We start from the raw sequence: 14,371 nt of genomic DNA on the forward strand, positions 1-14,371 counted from the left end.
AGGATACCTTACAGTTCCCTGAAGAATCCAGTTTTCAGAAGAATTAGCGCGCAGGGCGGGCAGGCATGACCCTGTTATGGGGATGGTCAAGCCGGTTTCAACCGGGCCTGACGTCCTGCATCACCCGCGCCACGATACGCGGCAGTTCCTCATCCATGCGCGCCTGGATCTGTTCGATGGCGTCGGCCAGGGCCTGGCGCATGACCTGTTCGACTTCCGCCTGCAGGCGGGCGGCCAGCACCGAGGCCTCTGCCGGTGCGGCGGCCGGGGCGTCGGGCGCGACTGCCGCGGCGAGGGCCGGAAGGGCGGGCGTATCGGCCGCTTCAGCCAGACGCGGCGCGTCGGCGCCGTCCTGAGCGACATCCGTCAGCAGCGGGAAGGCATCATCATCCCGGGCGAGGTCGGTCAGCAGCGGAAAGGCGTCGTCATTCGGGGCAACGTCGGTCAGCAGCGGGAAGGCGTCGTCATTCGGGGCAACGTCGGTCAGCAATGGGAAGGCGTCGTCATCCTGGGGCGCGTCGGTCAGCAGCGGCGCTTCCGGAGGCGACAGCGTGGGTTCGGCCCGCTGGGTCAGGGTGGGGATGCCGGGGTCGGAAGGGCGGTGGGGCATGGGGGCTCCCGAGGGTCGAGATGGCGCCGCTGGGGGCGGCGCGGGAGGCGGGGAGGGCGGTCAGGCGCCCTGCTGTCGTTGGCTCAGGTCGTGGCTTTGTGGCGTGTGGCCGGCGCCCTGATAGACGCGCCAGCGCTGGCGCGCGGCCTGCTTGTCGTCGGGATCGTCCGAGACGATCTCGAGCAGCCGCTCGAAGGTCTCGAAGCCCGGCGGGCAGTCGTCGTCGAGATTGAGCAGCCAGGGCGAAGGGCCGTCGCCGGCGGCCTGCGCCGCCTGCTGCGGATCGCCGGCGGTCAGGACGACGGGCGTCTCGGCCGCCAGCGGATCGTTGGCCAGGACGTGCGGCACGAACGAGGTGTCATCGAAGGCCCACAGCATGCGGTCGAACTGCGCCAGGCGCGAGCCCTCGCGGCAATACACCACCAGCCGCTGGCCCGCCAGGTAGCGCTTGCGCACCACCTGGCAGGCCATGCGCAGGCGGTCGGGCGCGCCAAAGGCGAAGTCGATGCGCGTCATGCCGGTTTCCGTGCGTGCGGGGTCAAGCCTGGTCCAGCAGGAACTGCATCAGCAGCGGCACGGGTCGGCCGGTGGCGCCCTTGTCCTTGCCGCTCTTCCAGGCGGTGCCGGCGATGTCCAGATGCGCCCAGCGATACGACTTGGTGAAGCGCGACAGGAAGCAGGCGGCCGTGACGGCGCCGGCGGGGGGGCCGCCGATGTTGGCCAGGTCGGCGAAGTTGGACTTGAGCTGGTCCTGGTAGGCGTCGTCCATCGGCATGCGCCAGGCGGTGTCCAGGGCCTGGCGGCCGGCGGACGAGAGGGCCTCGGCCAGCGCGTCGTCCTTGGTGAACAGGCCGGTATTGACATGGCCCAGGGCCACGACGCAGGCGCCGGTCAGGGTGGCGATGTCGATGACGGTGGACGGCTTGAAGCGCTCGGCGTAGGTCAGCGCGTCGCACAGCACCAGGCGGCCTTCGGCGTCGGTGTTGAGGATCTCGATGGTCAGGCCGGCCATGCTGGTGACCACGTCGCCCGGCTTGTTCGCCTTGCCGCTGGGCAGGTTTTCGCAGGCCGGGATCAGGCCGATCACGTCCAGCGGCAGTTCCAGTTCGGCCAGTGCGCGGAACGAACCGAGCACGCTGGCCGCGCCGCACATGTCGTACTTCATTTCGTCCATGGTGGCCGCGGGCTTGAGCGAGATGCCGCCGGCGTCGAAGGTGATGCCCTTGCCGACCAGCACGATGGGGCCTTCGGACGCCTTGGCGCTCTTCTTGGCGGGCTTGCCGGCATGGCGCAGGACGATGAAGCGCAGGGCTTCCTCGGAGCCGCGCGCCACCGACAGGAACGAGCCCATGCCGAGCGCTTCGACCTGCTTGCGGTCCATAACCTCGACCTTGAGCGACTTGAATTCGCGCGCCAGGCGCTTGGCGGTGTCGCCCAGGTAGGTGGGGGTGCAGATATTGCCCGGCAGGTTGCCCAGGGTGCGGGTCAGTTCCATGCCGTTGGCGATGGCGGCGCCTTCGCGCAGGCCCTTCTGGACCTGGGCGGCGTCGGCACGCTCGACGATCTGCACGATCTTCTTGAGCTTGGGACGGGCGTCGCGGTCGGGCTTGCCGAAGCTGGCGTCGTAGTGATAGGTGGCGCTGCCGGCGGCGATGGCGGCGCTGCGGGCGCGGGCAACCAGGGGCACGTCGGCGATCGGGTTGGCGGCCAGGGTGGACACGCCTTCGGTCAGTTGGGCCGCGACGCAGGCGGCGGCGAAGGCCTGTTCGGCCGAGGCGTGGGCGCGAGCCGAGTATTCGTCCTGCTTGCCCAGGCCGACCAGGACCACGCGCTGGGCCGACACGCCCGGCAGGGAACGCAGCACCAGGGTCGAGCCGGCGCGGCCGCGGAACTCGTTCTTGGCGACGGCGCGCACGGCGCCGTTGGAGGCGCGGTCGATCAGGTCGGCGGCGGGGCTCAACACGCCGTCGGCGAAGACCCCGACCGCCAGCGCGGCGGTCTTGATCTGGTGCAGGGAAGCAGTGGTCTGTGTGCTAAATTCCATGAGGGTTTCCCGTGTGCGTCTGTATGATGCGGTCGATTATCCCGCATATTCTCCCATGTCTCTATTCAAACGCTCTGTCGTCAGCGAGATCACCAGTCACGCTGGCGTTGTCTTTTCCACGTTGCTCATCGTATGGCTCAGCGTGCTGCTGGTGCGCCTGCTCGGCGAGGCGGCGGGCGGCAACATCGGGGCGGACGTCGTGCTCGTGCTGGCCGCGCTGTCCACCATCACGGCGCTGCCTACCATCCTGGCAGTCTCGGTCTTCATCGCGGTGCTGACCACCGTCACGCGTAATTATCGGGAATCCGAGATGGTGGTCTGGTTCGCCAGCGGCCTGTCGCTGGCGGACTGGCTCAAGCCGGTGCTGCGCGTCGCCATTCCCGTGGCCATCGCGGTGGCCGGCCTGACGCTGGTGGCCGCGCCCTGGGCGTATCGCCAGATCGGCGAATACCACGAGCGCTTTGAACAACGCTCCGACCTGTCCAAGGTCACGGCGGGCCAGTTCGCGGAATCGGCAGGCGGCAACCGTGTGTTCTTCGCCGAGGATCCGGCCAAGCCGACAGACGAACTGGGCAATGTGTTCGCGCGCGAAACCGGACCGGAATGGCTCAGCGTGCTGACCGCCAGCAGCGCCCACAGCGAAACGCTGCCCAATGGCGACCGCTTCCTGGTGCTGGGCGAGGGGCATCGCTACGACCTGAAGCCGGGCACGCCCGAGATCCGACTGGTGCACTTCGAGAAATACGGATTGCGCCTGGAAAGCAAGGGCGGCGATGACCCCGTCGCTTCCGCGCGCGCCGCCGCCGAACGCTCGGCCAAGGCTCGCACCACGCCGCAACTGATGGCCGACAACACCACCAGCAGTTGGTCGCAGGTGATGTGGCGCATCTCGCTGCCGCTGGCCGCGCTGAACCTGGCGTTGCTGGCAATCCCGCTGGGCGCCGTGAACCCGCGACTGGGCCGCTCCGGCGACCTGCTGATTGCCGGCCTGGTGGGGCTGCTGTATATGAACTTGATCAACCTGTCGCGTGCCTGGATTTCCAACGGCAAGCTCAGTTTCGGCGTGGGCACCGTGGCGATCCACCTGGTGGTGGCCGCGTTTACGGCGTTCCTGCTGATGCGCCGGTTGCGCGTCAAGGCGCCCAGGAACAGCTAGCGGTCCCACCCGCGGCCCGATCCATTGGCGGGGGGATAGGCAAGGCGGGCCGCCGACCGCGGGGGCCCGTGATCGCGCCGCCGCTGCCGCCTTCAGGGCAGGTATTTCATCGTCCCGCGCTTGCCGGCCAGCAGGTCGGCATTGCGCAGCACCGACTTGCGGATGAATTCCCACAGCACCGTGACGCGCTTGAGCTTGCGCAGGTCCTCGTGGCAATACATCCAGAACGAGCGCGTGATCTCCACCTCCTTTTCCAGCACCGGCTTGAGCCGCGGATCCTGCGCCGCGATGAAGCAGGGCAGGATGGCCAGCGACTGGCCTTGCAGCGCCGCGTGGTACTGCGCCACCACGCTGGTGCTGCGCAACACCACCCGGCTGGCTGGCAGCAGGTCTTCCAGGTAGCGCAGGCGCTCGCTGAACAGCAGTTCGTCGACATAGCCGATGAAGCTGTGGCCGGCCAGGTCGGCGCGGCCGCGGATCGGCGGATGGCGCGCCAGGTATTCGGGCGTGCCATACAGGCGCAGCGTGTAGTCGCACAGCTTGCTGCATACATAGGGGCCGCGCTGGGGGCGCTCAATGGTGATGGCCAAGTCGGCCTCGCGCTTGGACAGGCTGACGAAGCGCGGCACCGGCAGGATGTCCAGCGTGATGTGCGGATAACGCCGCTGGAAATCGGCCGCCAGCGGCGTCAAGACGTAGCTGCCGAAGCCCTCGGTGGCGCCGATCCGCAGGTGGCCGGACAGCGCCTGGCCGATCCCCGACAGCGTCTCGCGGGCGCTGTGCACCGTGCTTTCCATTTGCTCCGCGTGCACGAACAGGCGCTGGCCGTCCTCGGTCAACACGAAGCCGGCGCTGCGCGATTTCTCGAACAGCAGCGTGTCCAATTCGGCTTCCAGGGCGCGGATGCGCCGTGACACGGTGGTGTGCTCGACCCCGAGCTTGCGCGCCGCGGCGCTGACGCGCTGCGTCCGCGCGACCTCCAGGAAGTACCGCAGGCTGTCCCAATCCAGCACGTTATCCGCCCCTGATAAGGTTGTGCATTGATGCACAAGGAATGTGCATTTCTGGTGTTGCTTGTTGATTTTCACACATCTACACTGGGTCGGCAGCCCTGGGGGAATGCTCCGGGAGCCGCACGCCGCGAAGACGGCGCCATAACGCATAAAACTCAGGAGACAAATCCATGGAATTGCACGCACGCGGGCTGGCCGCAGGCTTGTGTCTGGGCGCAGCGCTGTTGGGGCAGGCGCACGCGGCGGATAAACCGCCGGTGAAGATCGGCATCCTGACCGATATGTCGGGCACCTACGCCGGCATGGGCGGGCCCGGTTCGGTGGCGGCGGCGCAATTGGCCATCGACGATTGCCTGGCCGCGGAATGCAAGGGCATGAAGATCGAGCTGGTGTCGGCCGACAACCAGAACAAGGCCGACGTGGGGGCGGCCAAGGCGCGCGAATGGTTCGACCGCGACGGCGTCACCGCCATCGCCGACCTGACCAATTCGGCCGTGGCGCTGGCGGTGCAGGGCATCGCGCGCGAAAAGAACAAGGTCGTGATGTTTTCCGGCCCGGCCACCACGGCGCTGACCAACAAGGAATGCTCGCCGGTCGGATTCCACTGGATGTTCGACACCTATTCGCAATCCGCCGGCGGCGCCAAGGCCACGGTCAGGGCGGGCGGCAAGTCCTGGTACTTCATCACCGTCGACTACGCCTTCGGCCATTCGCTCGAGGCCGACACGGCCAAGGCGGTCAAGGCGCTGGGCGGCACCGTTGCCGGCAGCGTGCGCCATCCGCTGAACGCGCCGGACTTCGCCTCCTACCTGCTGCAGGCGCAAAGCTCCAAGGCGCAGGTGGTGGCGCTGGCCAATGGCGGCCAGGACACCGTCAACGCCGTCAAGCAGGCGCGCGAGTTCGGCATCGTGGCCGGCGGCCAGCGCCTGGTGTCGCTGCTGATCTTCCTGTCCGACCTGCGCGCGCTGGGGCTGGAAAGCGCCCAGGGCCTGTCGTACGTGGACGGCTTCTACTGGGATTACGACGACGCCACGCGCCAGTGGTCGACCCGCTTCGAGAAGGCCTTCCGCGGCCTGAAACCGACCATGACGCAGGCCGGCGTGTATTCCAGCGTGCTGCACTACCTGCGTTCGGTGGCGGCCTCGGGCAGCACCGACGGCAAGGTGGTGGCCGACAAGATGCGCGCGTTGCCGATCAAGGATCCGATCATGCGCAACGCTTCGATCCGGCCCGACGGCCGCGTGATCCACGACATGTACCTGTACGAAGTGAAGAAACCGTCCGAGTCCAAGGGCGGCTGGGACTATTCCAAGCTGGTGGCCACCATCCCGGCGGCCGAGGCCTTCCAGCCGCTGGCCGATTCGGCCTGCCCGCTGGTGCAAAAGTAAGGCGTGGCGCGCCGTCCGGGCTCGCCCGGCGGCGCGCGCGAGAGATCCAAGAACGCGGATTCCATCCGCATCGACAATGCAGTGTGAGGAGCATCAAATGAGTGAAGTCCCCCGCGTTCCGCTATTGATCGGCGGCAAGCTCGTGCAGTCCAAGACCACCGAATGGCGCGACGTGATCAACCCCGCCACCCAGGAAGTCGTGGCCAAGGTGCCGTTCGCCACGCGCGCGGAACTGGACGAGGCCATCGCCAATTCCAAGGAAGCCTTCAAGACCTGGCGCAACAGCGGCCAGGGCGCGCGTATGCGCGTCATGCTGAAGTTCCAGGAGCTGCTGCGCGCCAACACCGCCAAGCTGGCCGAGATGATCACCCGCGAGCATGGCAAGACGCTGCCCGACGCCGAGGGCGAAGTCGGCCGCGGCCTCGAAGTGGTCGAGCACGCCTGCTCGATCGCCAACCTGCAACTGGGCGAGTACGCCGAGAACGCCGCCTCGGGCATCGACGTCTACACGCTGATCCAGCCGCTGGGCGTGTGCGCGGGCATCACCGCATTCAACTTCCCGGTGATGCTGCCGTGCTTCATGTTCCCGATCGCGGTGGCCTGCGGCAATACCTTCGTGCTCAAGCCGTCCGAGCAGGACCCCAGCTCGTCGCTGTTCCTGGCGCAACTGGCGCTGGAAGCCGGCCTGCCGCCGGGCGTGCTGAACGTGGTGCATGGCGGTCCGGAAACGGCCAACGGGCTGTGCGAGCATCCCGACATCAAGGCCGTGTCGTTCATTGGTTCGACCCGCGTCGGCACCGAGATCTACAACCGTGCTTCGGCGGCCGGCAAGCGTTGCCAGTCGATGATGGGCGCCAAGAACCACTGCGTGATCCTGCCGGACGCCGATCCGGAAGTCGCGCTGAACCAATTGCTGGGTGCCGCGTTCGGCGCCGCCGGCCAGCGCTGCATGGCCTCGTCGGTGGCCGTGCTGGTGGGCGAGGCCCGCAACTGGCTGCCTGATTTCGTCGAGCGCGCCAAGAAGCTCAAGGTCAACTCGGGCATGGACCGCGCCGCCGACCTGGGCCCGCTGGTCTCGCCGAACGCCAAGAAGCGCGTCGAAAGCCTGATCCAGAAGGGCGTGGACGAAGGCGCCAAGCTGCTGCTGGACGGCCGCAACCTGAAGGTCTCCGGCTTCGAGCAGGGCAACTTCGTCGGCCCGACCGTGTTCGACGGCGTGACCGAGAACATGACCATCTACACCGAGGAAATCTTCGGCCCGGTGCTGTGCGTGGTCGGCGCGGAAACGCTGGAAGAGGCGGTGGAATTCATCAACCGCAACCCCAACGGCAACGGCGTTGCCCTGTTCACGCAGGACGGCGGCGCGGCGCGTTACTTCCAGAACAACATCGACGTCGGCCAGGTCGGCATCAACGTGCCGATCCCGGTGCCGGTGGCGTGGTTCAGCTTCACCGGTTCGCGCGGATCCAAGCTGGGCGACCTGGGCCCCAACGGCAAGCAGGCGGTGCAGTTCTGGACCCAGACCAAGACCGTCACGGCGCGCTGGTCGGCCCACGCCAAGACCGTGAACACCACGATCTCGATGCGCTGAAAAAGGGACGCCTTGTCCTAAGCTTATATTAATAAGTCATATAACAAGGCGTCCTTATTACTTATAATTGGCCCGTCTATCAGGGGCCAATTCATGAACCTGCAGCAATTTCGTTTTGTGCGCGAAACCATCCGGCGCGACTTCAACCTGACCGAAGCCGCCCGGATGCTCTATACCTCACAGCCGGGCGTGTCCAAGGCCATCATCGAGTTCGAGGATGAGCTCGGGATCAAGATCTTCGAACGCCACGGCAAGCGCATCAAGGGGCTGACCAAGCCCGGCCTGGCCGTGTCGCAGGTGATCGACCGCATCATGCGCGAGGTCGACAATCTGAAGAAGGTCAGTGACGAATTCGCCCGCCGCGACGAAGGCGGCCTGGTGATCGCCTGCACCCACACCCAGGCGCGTTACCTGCTGCCGCGCGTGATTCCGGCGTTCCGCAAGCAGTTCCCCAAGGTGCACCTGTCGCTGGCGGAAGGCAGCCCGGCGCAGTTGGCCGAGATGGTGCTGCACGAGCAGGCCGACCTGGCGCTGGCGACCGAGTCGCTGGCCCTGACGCCGGGCCTGGCGACATTGCCCGTGTATGCCTGGGAGCACACCGTGGTGGTGCGGCCCGATCATCCGCTGGCCGAGCTGACGTCCAGCGCCGCCAAGCGCCTGTCGCTGGCGCAACTGGCGGAATACCCCATCGTGACCTATGACCGCGCCTTCACAGGCCGCAGCACGATCGACGAGGTCTTCGCCAACCAGGGGATCCATCCGGACATCGTCCTGGAAGCCATCGACGCCGACGTGATCAAGACCTACGTCGACGTCGGGCTGGGCATCGGCATCATCGCCGGCGTGGCCTATGACCCGCGGCGCGATTCCAGCCTGGTGGGCCTGCCGGTCGGCCACCTGTTCGGCACGCACACCACCCGCGTCGGGGTAAAGGCCGGAGTGTTCCTGCGCGATTACGTCTATACCTTCCTGGAAATGCTGGCGCCTTCCCTGACGCGCGCGGTCGTGACCGAGGCCGTGCAGGGAACGCCGAAGTAGGCTGGGCCATGACGAGCGCCGTGGAAGTCGGACGAGAAGAAGCGGTTCCCTTGGTGGGGAGCCGCTTTTTTTTCATTGAAGCGGGGGCGGGGAAGGGCGCGGACAAGGTGTCTCGCTATCCCTTTTCATAAGCTCATAAAAAATATTAAATAAGAACCGATCTCATTTGGGTTGACTAAAAAATAGGAATCATTATCATTACATCCAGTCTCAACGACCCAGTGAGGTTAAACATGACGGCAGGATTGAGTGCAGTGGTAGTGGGCGCCGACAGGCTCGGCAACATTCCGGATCTGCTCAAAGGACACAACATCTCGATCACGCACCACATCAGTGGTCGTGATCCCTCGCATCAGAAGAAGACGCTGCAATTGCCCTCGGGCACCCAACTGGTCATCTTGCTGACCGATTTCCTCGGCCACAACGTCATGAAGACCTTCCGCAATGCCGCGCAGCGTGGTGGCATCCGTGTCGTGGCTTGTCGCCGTTCGGTATGCAGCATGCAGCAGGCCTTGCAGCAATGCGGCCTGTGCAGCCGGGGCGCCGCGGTCCACTGACCCTGCCATGCCACGCCGGCGCCAACACTGAAAACTGGGGAGGCCGAAAAGGCCCGCGGCTCAAGGCCGCGAAGAGGAATGCAAAACGCCGCCAGACTGTAAAGTCCGGCGGCGTTTTGCTGTCTGTGTCGGATTGCGTCGGCCCATCGCGCCGTTTGGAGGATAGCCGCGTCGCGGCCGGCGCGTCACACTACAAGCGCGGTCAGTTGGCCGCGCGGGCGCTGGCCACCAGGCTGTTGTCCAGGCGACGGGCGCCGTTGTAGCGCTTGCTCCAATAGGCCATGGTCATGTTTTCGACCCGCACCACGCCGCCAGCGCTGGGCGAGTGCACGAAGCGGTCGTCGCCCAGGTAGATGCCGACGTGCGAGTAGCGGCGACCCAGGGTGTTGAAGAAGACCAGGTCGCCGGCCTTGAGCTCGTTCTTGGCGACCGAAATGCCTTGCTGTGCGATTTCGGCGGCGTTGCGGGGCAGCTTCAGGCCCAGCGAGCGTTCGGCGGTGTAAGCGACCAGGCCGCTGCAGTCGAAACCGGTATCGGGGGAGTTGCCGCCGAAGCGGTAGCGGATGCCCAGGTAGTTCAGGGCTTCGCTGACCATCGCGTTGTCGCTGTTGACTTCGCTGTGGTTGCGTTGGCGTTCGCGCTTGAACTTCTGCACCACCAGCATGCCGATGGGATCATCGGCGGTGGCGACCCATTCCGTCTCGTAGGGATCGATCTCGGACGTATAGGCGGTGGATTTTTGAGAGGTGTTTGCACAACCCGCCAGACCCGCGACGCACGCCGCCAGCGCCAGCAAACGCAGACCGCGGTTTGCCTGGCCAGAGGATGAATTCAGTCGCGCGCTTTTGGAGTGTCGATGCATTCGCCTGGGGAAGGTCGCCGCCTGTTTCGCAATTTTCGGGCAATAAAGCGTCAAAAACGCTAAAAAACACCTGAATAGCTGAAATCAAGCAGCCAACCAACAGATATGTTGTCTACAACTTCGCGGGGATTCTACCAAACTTTTAAGACTGGTTCGTTACTGTAACCAGCCCGGCGCCCGTGAGGCGTAGACGCGTGGCAGAATTTTTTGACCTGCGGCAAGCCTCGTGCAAGGTTTGCCCACCAGAATGACCAAAGGATTCGAAAAGAAAGCAATCAGCCATACGGCGTATGCACAATAACAGGAGACAAAAATGCAAAAAACCCGGGATTTCCATTACCGCTCGGTGCACGACCGCGACGCCTTCTGGCGCGAGCAGGCCGGCCGGGTGCACTGGGATACGCCGTTCGAGTCGGTCCTGGATTTTTCCCGGCCGCCTTTCGCCAGGTGGTTCGTGGGCGGGACGACCAACCTCTGTTACAACGCCGTGGACCGCTGGTTGCCGACCCAGGCCGACAAGCCGGCCCTGATCTGGGTCTCCACCGAAGTCGAGCGCGAGCGCATCTACACCCGCCAGGACGTCTATGACGAAGTGAACGCGGCCGCCGCGATGCTGCAGGACCTGGGCGTGGGACGCGGCGATCGCGTATTGCTCTATATGCCGATGGTGCCCGAGGCGGTCTTCACCATGCTCGCCTGCGCCCGCATCGGCGCGGTGCATTCGGTGGTGTTCGGCGGTTTCGCCTCGGTCAACCTGGCACAGCGTATCGACGATGCCGCGCCCAAGGTGGTGGTGTGCACCGACGGCGGCTCGCGCGGCGGCAAGGTGGTGCCCTACAAGCCGCTGCTGGACCGGGCGCTGGCGCTGTGCAAGACGCCGCCGGCCTCGGTGGTGGTGTTCGACCGTGGCCTGGCGCCGTTCGAGCCGGTCGCCGGCCGCGACCTGGACTACGCCACCCTGCGCGCTGCGCAGCGCGGCGTCCACGTGCCGGTGACCTGGCTGGAGTCGTCCGAACCCAGCTATATCCTGTACACGTCCGGCACCACCGGCAAGCCCAAGGGCGTGCAGCGCGATACCGGCGGCTATGCGGTGGCGCTGGCGTCGTCGATGGAGTATCTGTTCGACGGCAAGGCCGGCGACACGTTCTTCTGCACCAGCGACATCGGCTGGGTGGTGGGGCATTCCTACATTGTGTATGGCCCGCTGATTGGCGGGCAGGCGACCGTGCTGTACGAAGGCACACCGGTGCGCCCCGACGGCGCCATCCTGTGGAAGCTGGTGGAGCAGTTCGGCGTCAACACGCTGTTTTCGGCGCCGACGGCGGTGCGGGTGCTCAAGCGCCAGGACCCGGCCTTGCTGCGCAAGCATGACCTGTCCTCGCTGCGGGCGGTGTACCTGGCGGGCGAGCCGCTCGATGAGCCCACCGCGCAATGGATTTCCGATGGCCTGGGCAAGCCCATCATCGACAACTATTGGCAGACCGAGTCCGGCTGGCCCATTCTGTCGGCGCAGCCGGGCGTGGAAAAGGTGCCGACGCGCTTCGGCAGTCCATCGTTCCCGGTCTATGGTTTTGATGCGCGCATCGTCAGCGAGTCCAGCGGCGAGGACCTCGGACCCGACCAGAAGGGCGTGGTCGCCATTGTGCCGCCGTTGCCGCCGGGCGCCATGTCGACCATCTGGGGCGACGACGAGCGCTTCGTCCAGACCTATTTCACGTCGATCCCGGGGCGCCAGGTGTATTCGACCTTCGATTGGGGGCTGGTCGACGCGGATGGGTATTGGTTCATCCTGGGACGCACCGACGACGTGATCAACGTGGCCGGCCACCGCCTGGGCACGCGCGAGATCGAGGAGTCGGTCAACAGCCATAGCGGCATCGCCGAGTGCGCGGTGGTGGGCGTGGCGGACGCGCTCAAGGGGCAGGCGGCGATGGCCTTCGCCGTGCTGAAGAATCCCGCGGCGGCGGAGACGGCGGAGGGCGCAAAGCAACTGGAAGCGGATATCATGCGGCTGGTGGAAGATCAGCTGGGCGCGGTGGCGCGACCGGCCCGCATCCGGTTCGTGGGCGCGTTGCCCAAGACCCGCTCGGGCAAGGTGTTGCGCCGCGCCATTGTCGCGGTATGCGAAGGCCGTGATCCCGGCGACCTGACCACGATCGAAGATCCCACCGCCCTCGAACAGATCAAGGAGTCGCTGCAATGAATACCAAACCCGTGCTGACCGCCGAAGACGTCAAGAAGATCCTGGCCGCGGCCGAAGCACACGCCCAGCAGAACAAGTGGGCCGTCACCATCGCCGTATCCGACGACGGCGGTCACCTGCTCGGCATGCTGCGACTGGACGACGCCGCGCCCATTTCCTCGCACATCGCGCCGGCCAAGGCCAAGACCGCGGCCCTGGGCCGCCGTGAGTCGCGCGTCTACGAAGAGATCATCAACAACGGCCGCTATTCCTTCCTGTCGGCGCCGCTGATCGAAGGCATGCTGGAAGGCGGCGTGCCGATCGTGGCCAACGGCCAGGTGGTGGGCGCGGTCGGCGTGTCGGGCGTGAAGTCCACCGAAGACGCCCAGATCGCCCAGGCTGGCATCGCCGCGCTGGGTCTGTGAGCCAGGAAACGCCGCGGCAGGCGCCCGATGGCGCCGCCGTCTCCGCCGGCGGGGCGGCGGACAGGAGTCCGCTGAACCCCGGCGTGGCCAAGCGCGAAGTCTGGGCCTGGGCCATGTACGACTTCGCCAATTCCGGCTACACCACCGTGATCCTCACGGCGGTGTTCAGCACCTATTTCGTCGGCGTGGTCGGCGGCCGCGCGCCGTGGGCCACGCTGGCCTGGACCGCGGCGCTGTCGCTGTCCTATCTGCTCATCATGCTGACGATGCCCACGCTGGGCGCGCGCGCCGACGCGCGCGCCGGCAAGCGGCGCCTGCTGTACAGCAGCACGATCGGCTGCGTGGCCGCCACGCTGGTGCTGACCCAGGCCGGGCCGGGCGATGTATGGCTGGCGCTGGCCGCCATCGTCGTCTCCAACTATTGCTACTGCGTCGGCGAGTCCGTGGTGGCGGCATTCCTGCCCGAGTTGGCCAAGCCGTCGGCGCTGGGCCGGGTGTCGGGCTGGGGCTGGAGCTTCGGCTACTGCGGCGGCATGCTCACCCTGGGCCTGTCGCTGGTGGTGGTGAAACTGGCCGAGGCCGACGGCCTCGACGCCGAACACTTCGTGCCGCGCGTCATCCTGGTGACCTGCGCGGTGTTCGCGCTGGCGGCGCTGCCGTCGTTCTTCCTGTTGCGCGAGCGCGCGCGGCCTTCCGGCGAACCGCAAGCGGCGCTGGCGATGCTCAAGCGCCTGGCCTACGCCTGGCGCGAAACCGGCCAGCATTTTCCCGAGTTCCGCCGCCTGCTGATGTGCATCGCCTGCTATCAGGCCGGCATTTCGGTGGTGATCACGCTTGCCGCGGTGTATGCCTCGGAGGTCATGGGTTTCACCACGCCGCAGATCATGCTGTTGGTGTTCACCGTGAACATCGGCGCCGCGGCCGGCGCGTTCTCGTTCGGCTATGTGCAGGACCGCATCGGCCACAAGCCGGCGCTGGCGATCACGCTGTGCGGCTGGATCCTGATGGTGCTGGTGGCCTACGCCGCGGTGACGGCGCCGGTGTTCTGGGTGGCCGCGACGCTGGCCGGCCTGTGCATGGGCACGACGCAGAGCGCGGGCCGCGCCATGACCGGCGCGCTGGCGCCGGCCGGACGCCTGGCCGAATTCTTTTCGCTGTGGACGTTCGCGGTGCAACTGGCCGCGGTCATCGGCCCGCTGACCTACGGACTGGTGACCTGGGCCACGCATGGCAACCACCGGCTGGCCATTCTGGTGACCGGCCTGTTCTTTGTCGGCGGCCTGATCCTGCTGTCGCGCGTGGACATGGCGCGCGGCCTGGCGCGCCGCGCCGCATGACGGCGCGGGCGTTCGCCGCAACTGATATTCTTATGAAGTCCCGGACAATCGCTGCGCCTGATGGCGGCGCGATGTCCGGCGGGTTGCGTATTGCGCTGTCAGTTGTCGATGCCGTTGCCGCCATGTTTGGCGCGCGTTCCCGCGGGATACGGGCTTATGGCCCGTATT

13 protein-coding genes are annotated in these 14,371 nt (G+C 66.3%); 8 read left to right on the forward strand and 5 right to left on the reverse strand.

The annotated features are described in order from the left end of the window. Positions 1–97 precede the first annotated feature (97 nt). From AAID08_RS06680 to AAID08_RS06690, 3 genes are read right to left on the reverse strand one after another with little or no spacing between them, the layout of a single operon-like run. Positions 98–610 carry a hypothetical protein gene (locus tag AAID08_RS06680; RefSeq protein ID WP_054501541.1) on the reverse strand — a complete coding sequence of 171 codons (513 nt, stop codon included), beginning with the start codon at positions 608–610 and terminating at the stop codon, positions 98–100. A 60-nt stretch (positions 611–670) separates the two neighbouring features. Next, entirely contained in the window at positions 671–1,126 is a 456-nt protein-coding gene (locus AAID08_RS06685; RefSeq protein ID WP_054501540.1) for a DNA polymerase III subunit chi, read from the reverse strand. Positions 1,127–1,148: 22 nt separating this feature from the next. Next, positions 1,149–2,654 carry a leucyl aminopeptidase gene (locus AAID08_RS06690; protein WP_054501539.1) on the reverse strand — a complete coding sequence of 502 codons (1,506 nt, stop codon included), beginning with the start codon at positions 2,652–2,654 and terminating at the stop codon, positions 1,149–1,151. Between the two features lie 55 nt (positions 2,655–2,709). Here AAID08_RS06690 and lptF point away from each other — a divergent pair, with 55 nt between their 5' ends. After that, a complete protein-coding gene (gene lptF / locus AAID08_RS06695) occupies positions 2,710–3,810 on the forward strand; it encodes an LPS export ABC transporter permease LptF (protein WP_064524420.1) in 1,101 nt (366 codons plus the stop codon). 92 nt (positions 3,811–3,902) lie between these two features. Here the strand turns inward: lptF and AAID08_RS06700 are convergent, their stop codons facing one another. Further along, positions 3,903–4,823, reverse strand: a complete 921-nt coding sequence (locus AAID08_RS06700; RefSeq protein ID WP_054501538.1) for a LysR family transcriptional regulator — start codon at positions 4,821–4,823, stop codon at positions 3,903–3,905. 170 nt (positions 4,824–4,993) lie between these two features. Between AAID08_RS06700 and AAID08_RS06705 the strand changes: the two genes are divergently transcribed. The 4 genes from AAID08_RS06705 to AAID08_RS06720 all read left to right on the forward strand — a co-directional run bounded on the left by AAID08_RS06705 (position 4,994) and on the right by AAID08_RS06720 (position 9,397). After that, entirely contained in the window at positions 4,994–6,211 is a 1,218-nt protein-coding gene (locus AAID08_RS06705; protein ID WP_054501537.1) for an ABC transporter substrate-binding protein, read from the forward strand. A 97-nt stretch (positions 6,212–6,308) separates the two neighbouring features. After that, on the forward strand, positions 6,309–7,802 hold the full coding sequence (locus tag AAID08_RS06710; RefSeq protein ID WP_049072202.1) for a CoA-acylating methylmalonate-semialdehyde dehydrogenase: 1,494 nt from the start codon (positions 6,309–6,311) through the stop codon (positions 7,800–7,802). 93 nt (positions 7,803–7,895) lie between these two features. After that, the gene (locus AAID08_RS06715; protein ID WP_006389315.1) at positions 7,896–8,840 is read left to right on the forward strand and encodes a CysB family HTH-type transcriptional regulator; all 945 of its coding nucleotides are present in this window, start codon (positions 7,896–7,898) and stop codon (positions 8,838–8,840) included. Positions 8,841–9,073: 233 nt separating this feature from the next. Continuing rightward, a complete protein-coding gene (locus tag AAID08_RS06720; protein ID WP_035361296.1) occupies positions 9,074–9,397 on the forward strand; it encodes a DUF2325 domain-containing protein in 324 nt (107 codons plus the stop codon). Between the two features lie 202 nt (positions 9,398–9,599). Here the strand turns inward: AAID08_RS06720 and AAID08_RS06725 are convergent, their stop codons facing one another. Continuing rightward, a complete protein-coding gene (locus AAID08_RS06725; protein ID WP_054501536.1) occupies positions 9,600–10,259 on the reverse strand; it encodes a C40 family peptidase in 660 nt (219 codons plus the stop codon). 313 nt (positions 10,260–10,572) lie between these two features. Between AAID08_RS06725 and AAID08_RS06730 the strand changes: the two genes are divergently transcribed. From AAID08_RS06730 to AAID08_RS06740, 3 genes are read left to right on the forward strand one after another with little or no spacing between them, the layout of a single operon-like run. Beyond that, positions 10,573–12,462 (forward strand): propionate--CoA ligase, encoded by a 1,890-nt coding sequence (locus AAID08_RS06730; protein WP_064524422.1) that lies wholly within the window; start codon positions 10,573–10,575, stop codon positions 12,460–12,462. Then, on the forward strand, positions 12,459–12,866 hold the full coding sequence (locus tag AAID08_RS06735) for a heme-binding protein (protein ID WP_054501534.1): 408 nt from the start codon (positions 12,459–12,461) through the stop codon (positions 12,864–12,866). The genes AAID08_RS06730 and AAID08_RS06735 overlap by 4 nt, the downstream gene beginning before the upstream one ends. After that, positions 12,863–14,203 carry an MFS transporter gene (locus AAID08_RS06740; RefSeq protein ID WP_054501533.1) on the forward strand — a complete coding sequence of 447 codons (1,341 nt, stop codon included), beginning with the start codon at positions 12,863–12,865 and terminating at the stop codon, positions 14,201–14,203. Before AAID08_RS06735 ends, AAID08_RS06740 begins: the two co-directional genes overlap by 4 nt. Positions 14,204–14,371: the final 168 nt, after the last annotated feature.

This window comes from Achromobacter sp. EB05, from assembly GCF_044232075.1.
In the GTDB taxonomy this organism is placed as follows: Bacteria; Pseudomonadota; Gammaproteobacteria; order Burkholderiales; family Burkholderiaceae_B; genus Achromobacter; species Achromobacter dolens.

Bases quoted from the DNA above. Each gene is read 5' to 3' on its own strand.
- AAID08_RS06680 (WP_054501541.1), bottom strand. From the start codon at position 610: ATGCCCCACCGCCCTTCCGACCCCGGCATCCCCACCCTGACCCAGCGG.
- AAID08_RS06685 (WP_054501540.1), bottom strand. From the start codon at position 1,126: ATGACGCGCATCGACTTCGCCTTTGGCGCGCCCGACCGCCTGCGCATG.
- AAID08_RS06690 (WP_054501539.1), bottom strand. From the start codon at position 2,654: ATGGAATTTAGCACACAGACCACTGCTTCCCTGCACCAGATCAAGACC.
- lptF (WP_064524420.1), top strand. From the start codon at position 2,710: ATGTCTCTATTCAAACGCTCTGTCGTCAGCGAGATCACCAGTCACGCT.
- AAID08_RS06705 (WP_054501537.1), top strand. From the start codon at position 4,994: ATGGAATTGCACGCACGCGGGCTGGCCGCAGGCTTGTGTCTGGGCGCA.
- AAID08_RS06710 (WP_049072202.1), top strand. From the start codon at position 6,309: ATGAGTGAAGTCCCCCGCGTTCCGCTATTGATCGGCGGCAAGCTCGTG.
- AAID08_RS06715 (WP_006389315.1), top strand. From the start codon at position 7,896: ATGAACCTGCAGCAATTTCGTTTTGTGCGCGAAACCATCCGGCGCGAC.
- AAID08_RS06720 (WP_035361296.1), top strand. From the start codon at position 9,074: ATGACGGCAGGATTGAGTGCAGTGGTAGTGGGCGCCGACAGGCTCGGC.
- AAID08_RS06725 (WP_054501536.1), bottom strand. From the start codon at position 10,259: ATGCATCGACACTCCAAAAGCGCGCGACTGAATTCATCCTCTGGCCAG.
- AAID08_RS06730 (WP_064524422.1), top strand. From the start codon at position 10,573: ATGCAAAAAACCCGGGATTTCCATTACCGCTCGGTGCACGACCGCGAC.
- AAID08_RS06735 (WP_054501534.1), top strand. From the start codon at position 12,459: ATGAATACCAAACCCGTGCTGACCGCCGAAGACGTCAAGAAGATCCTG.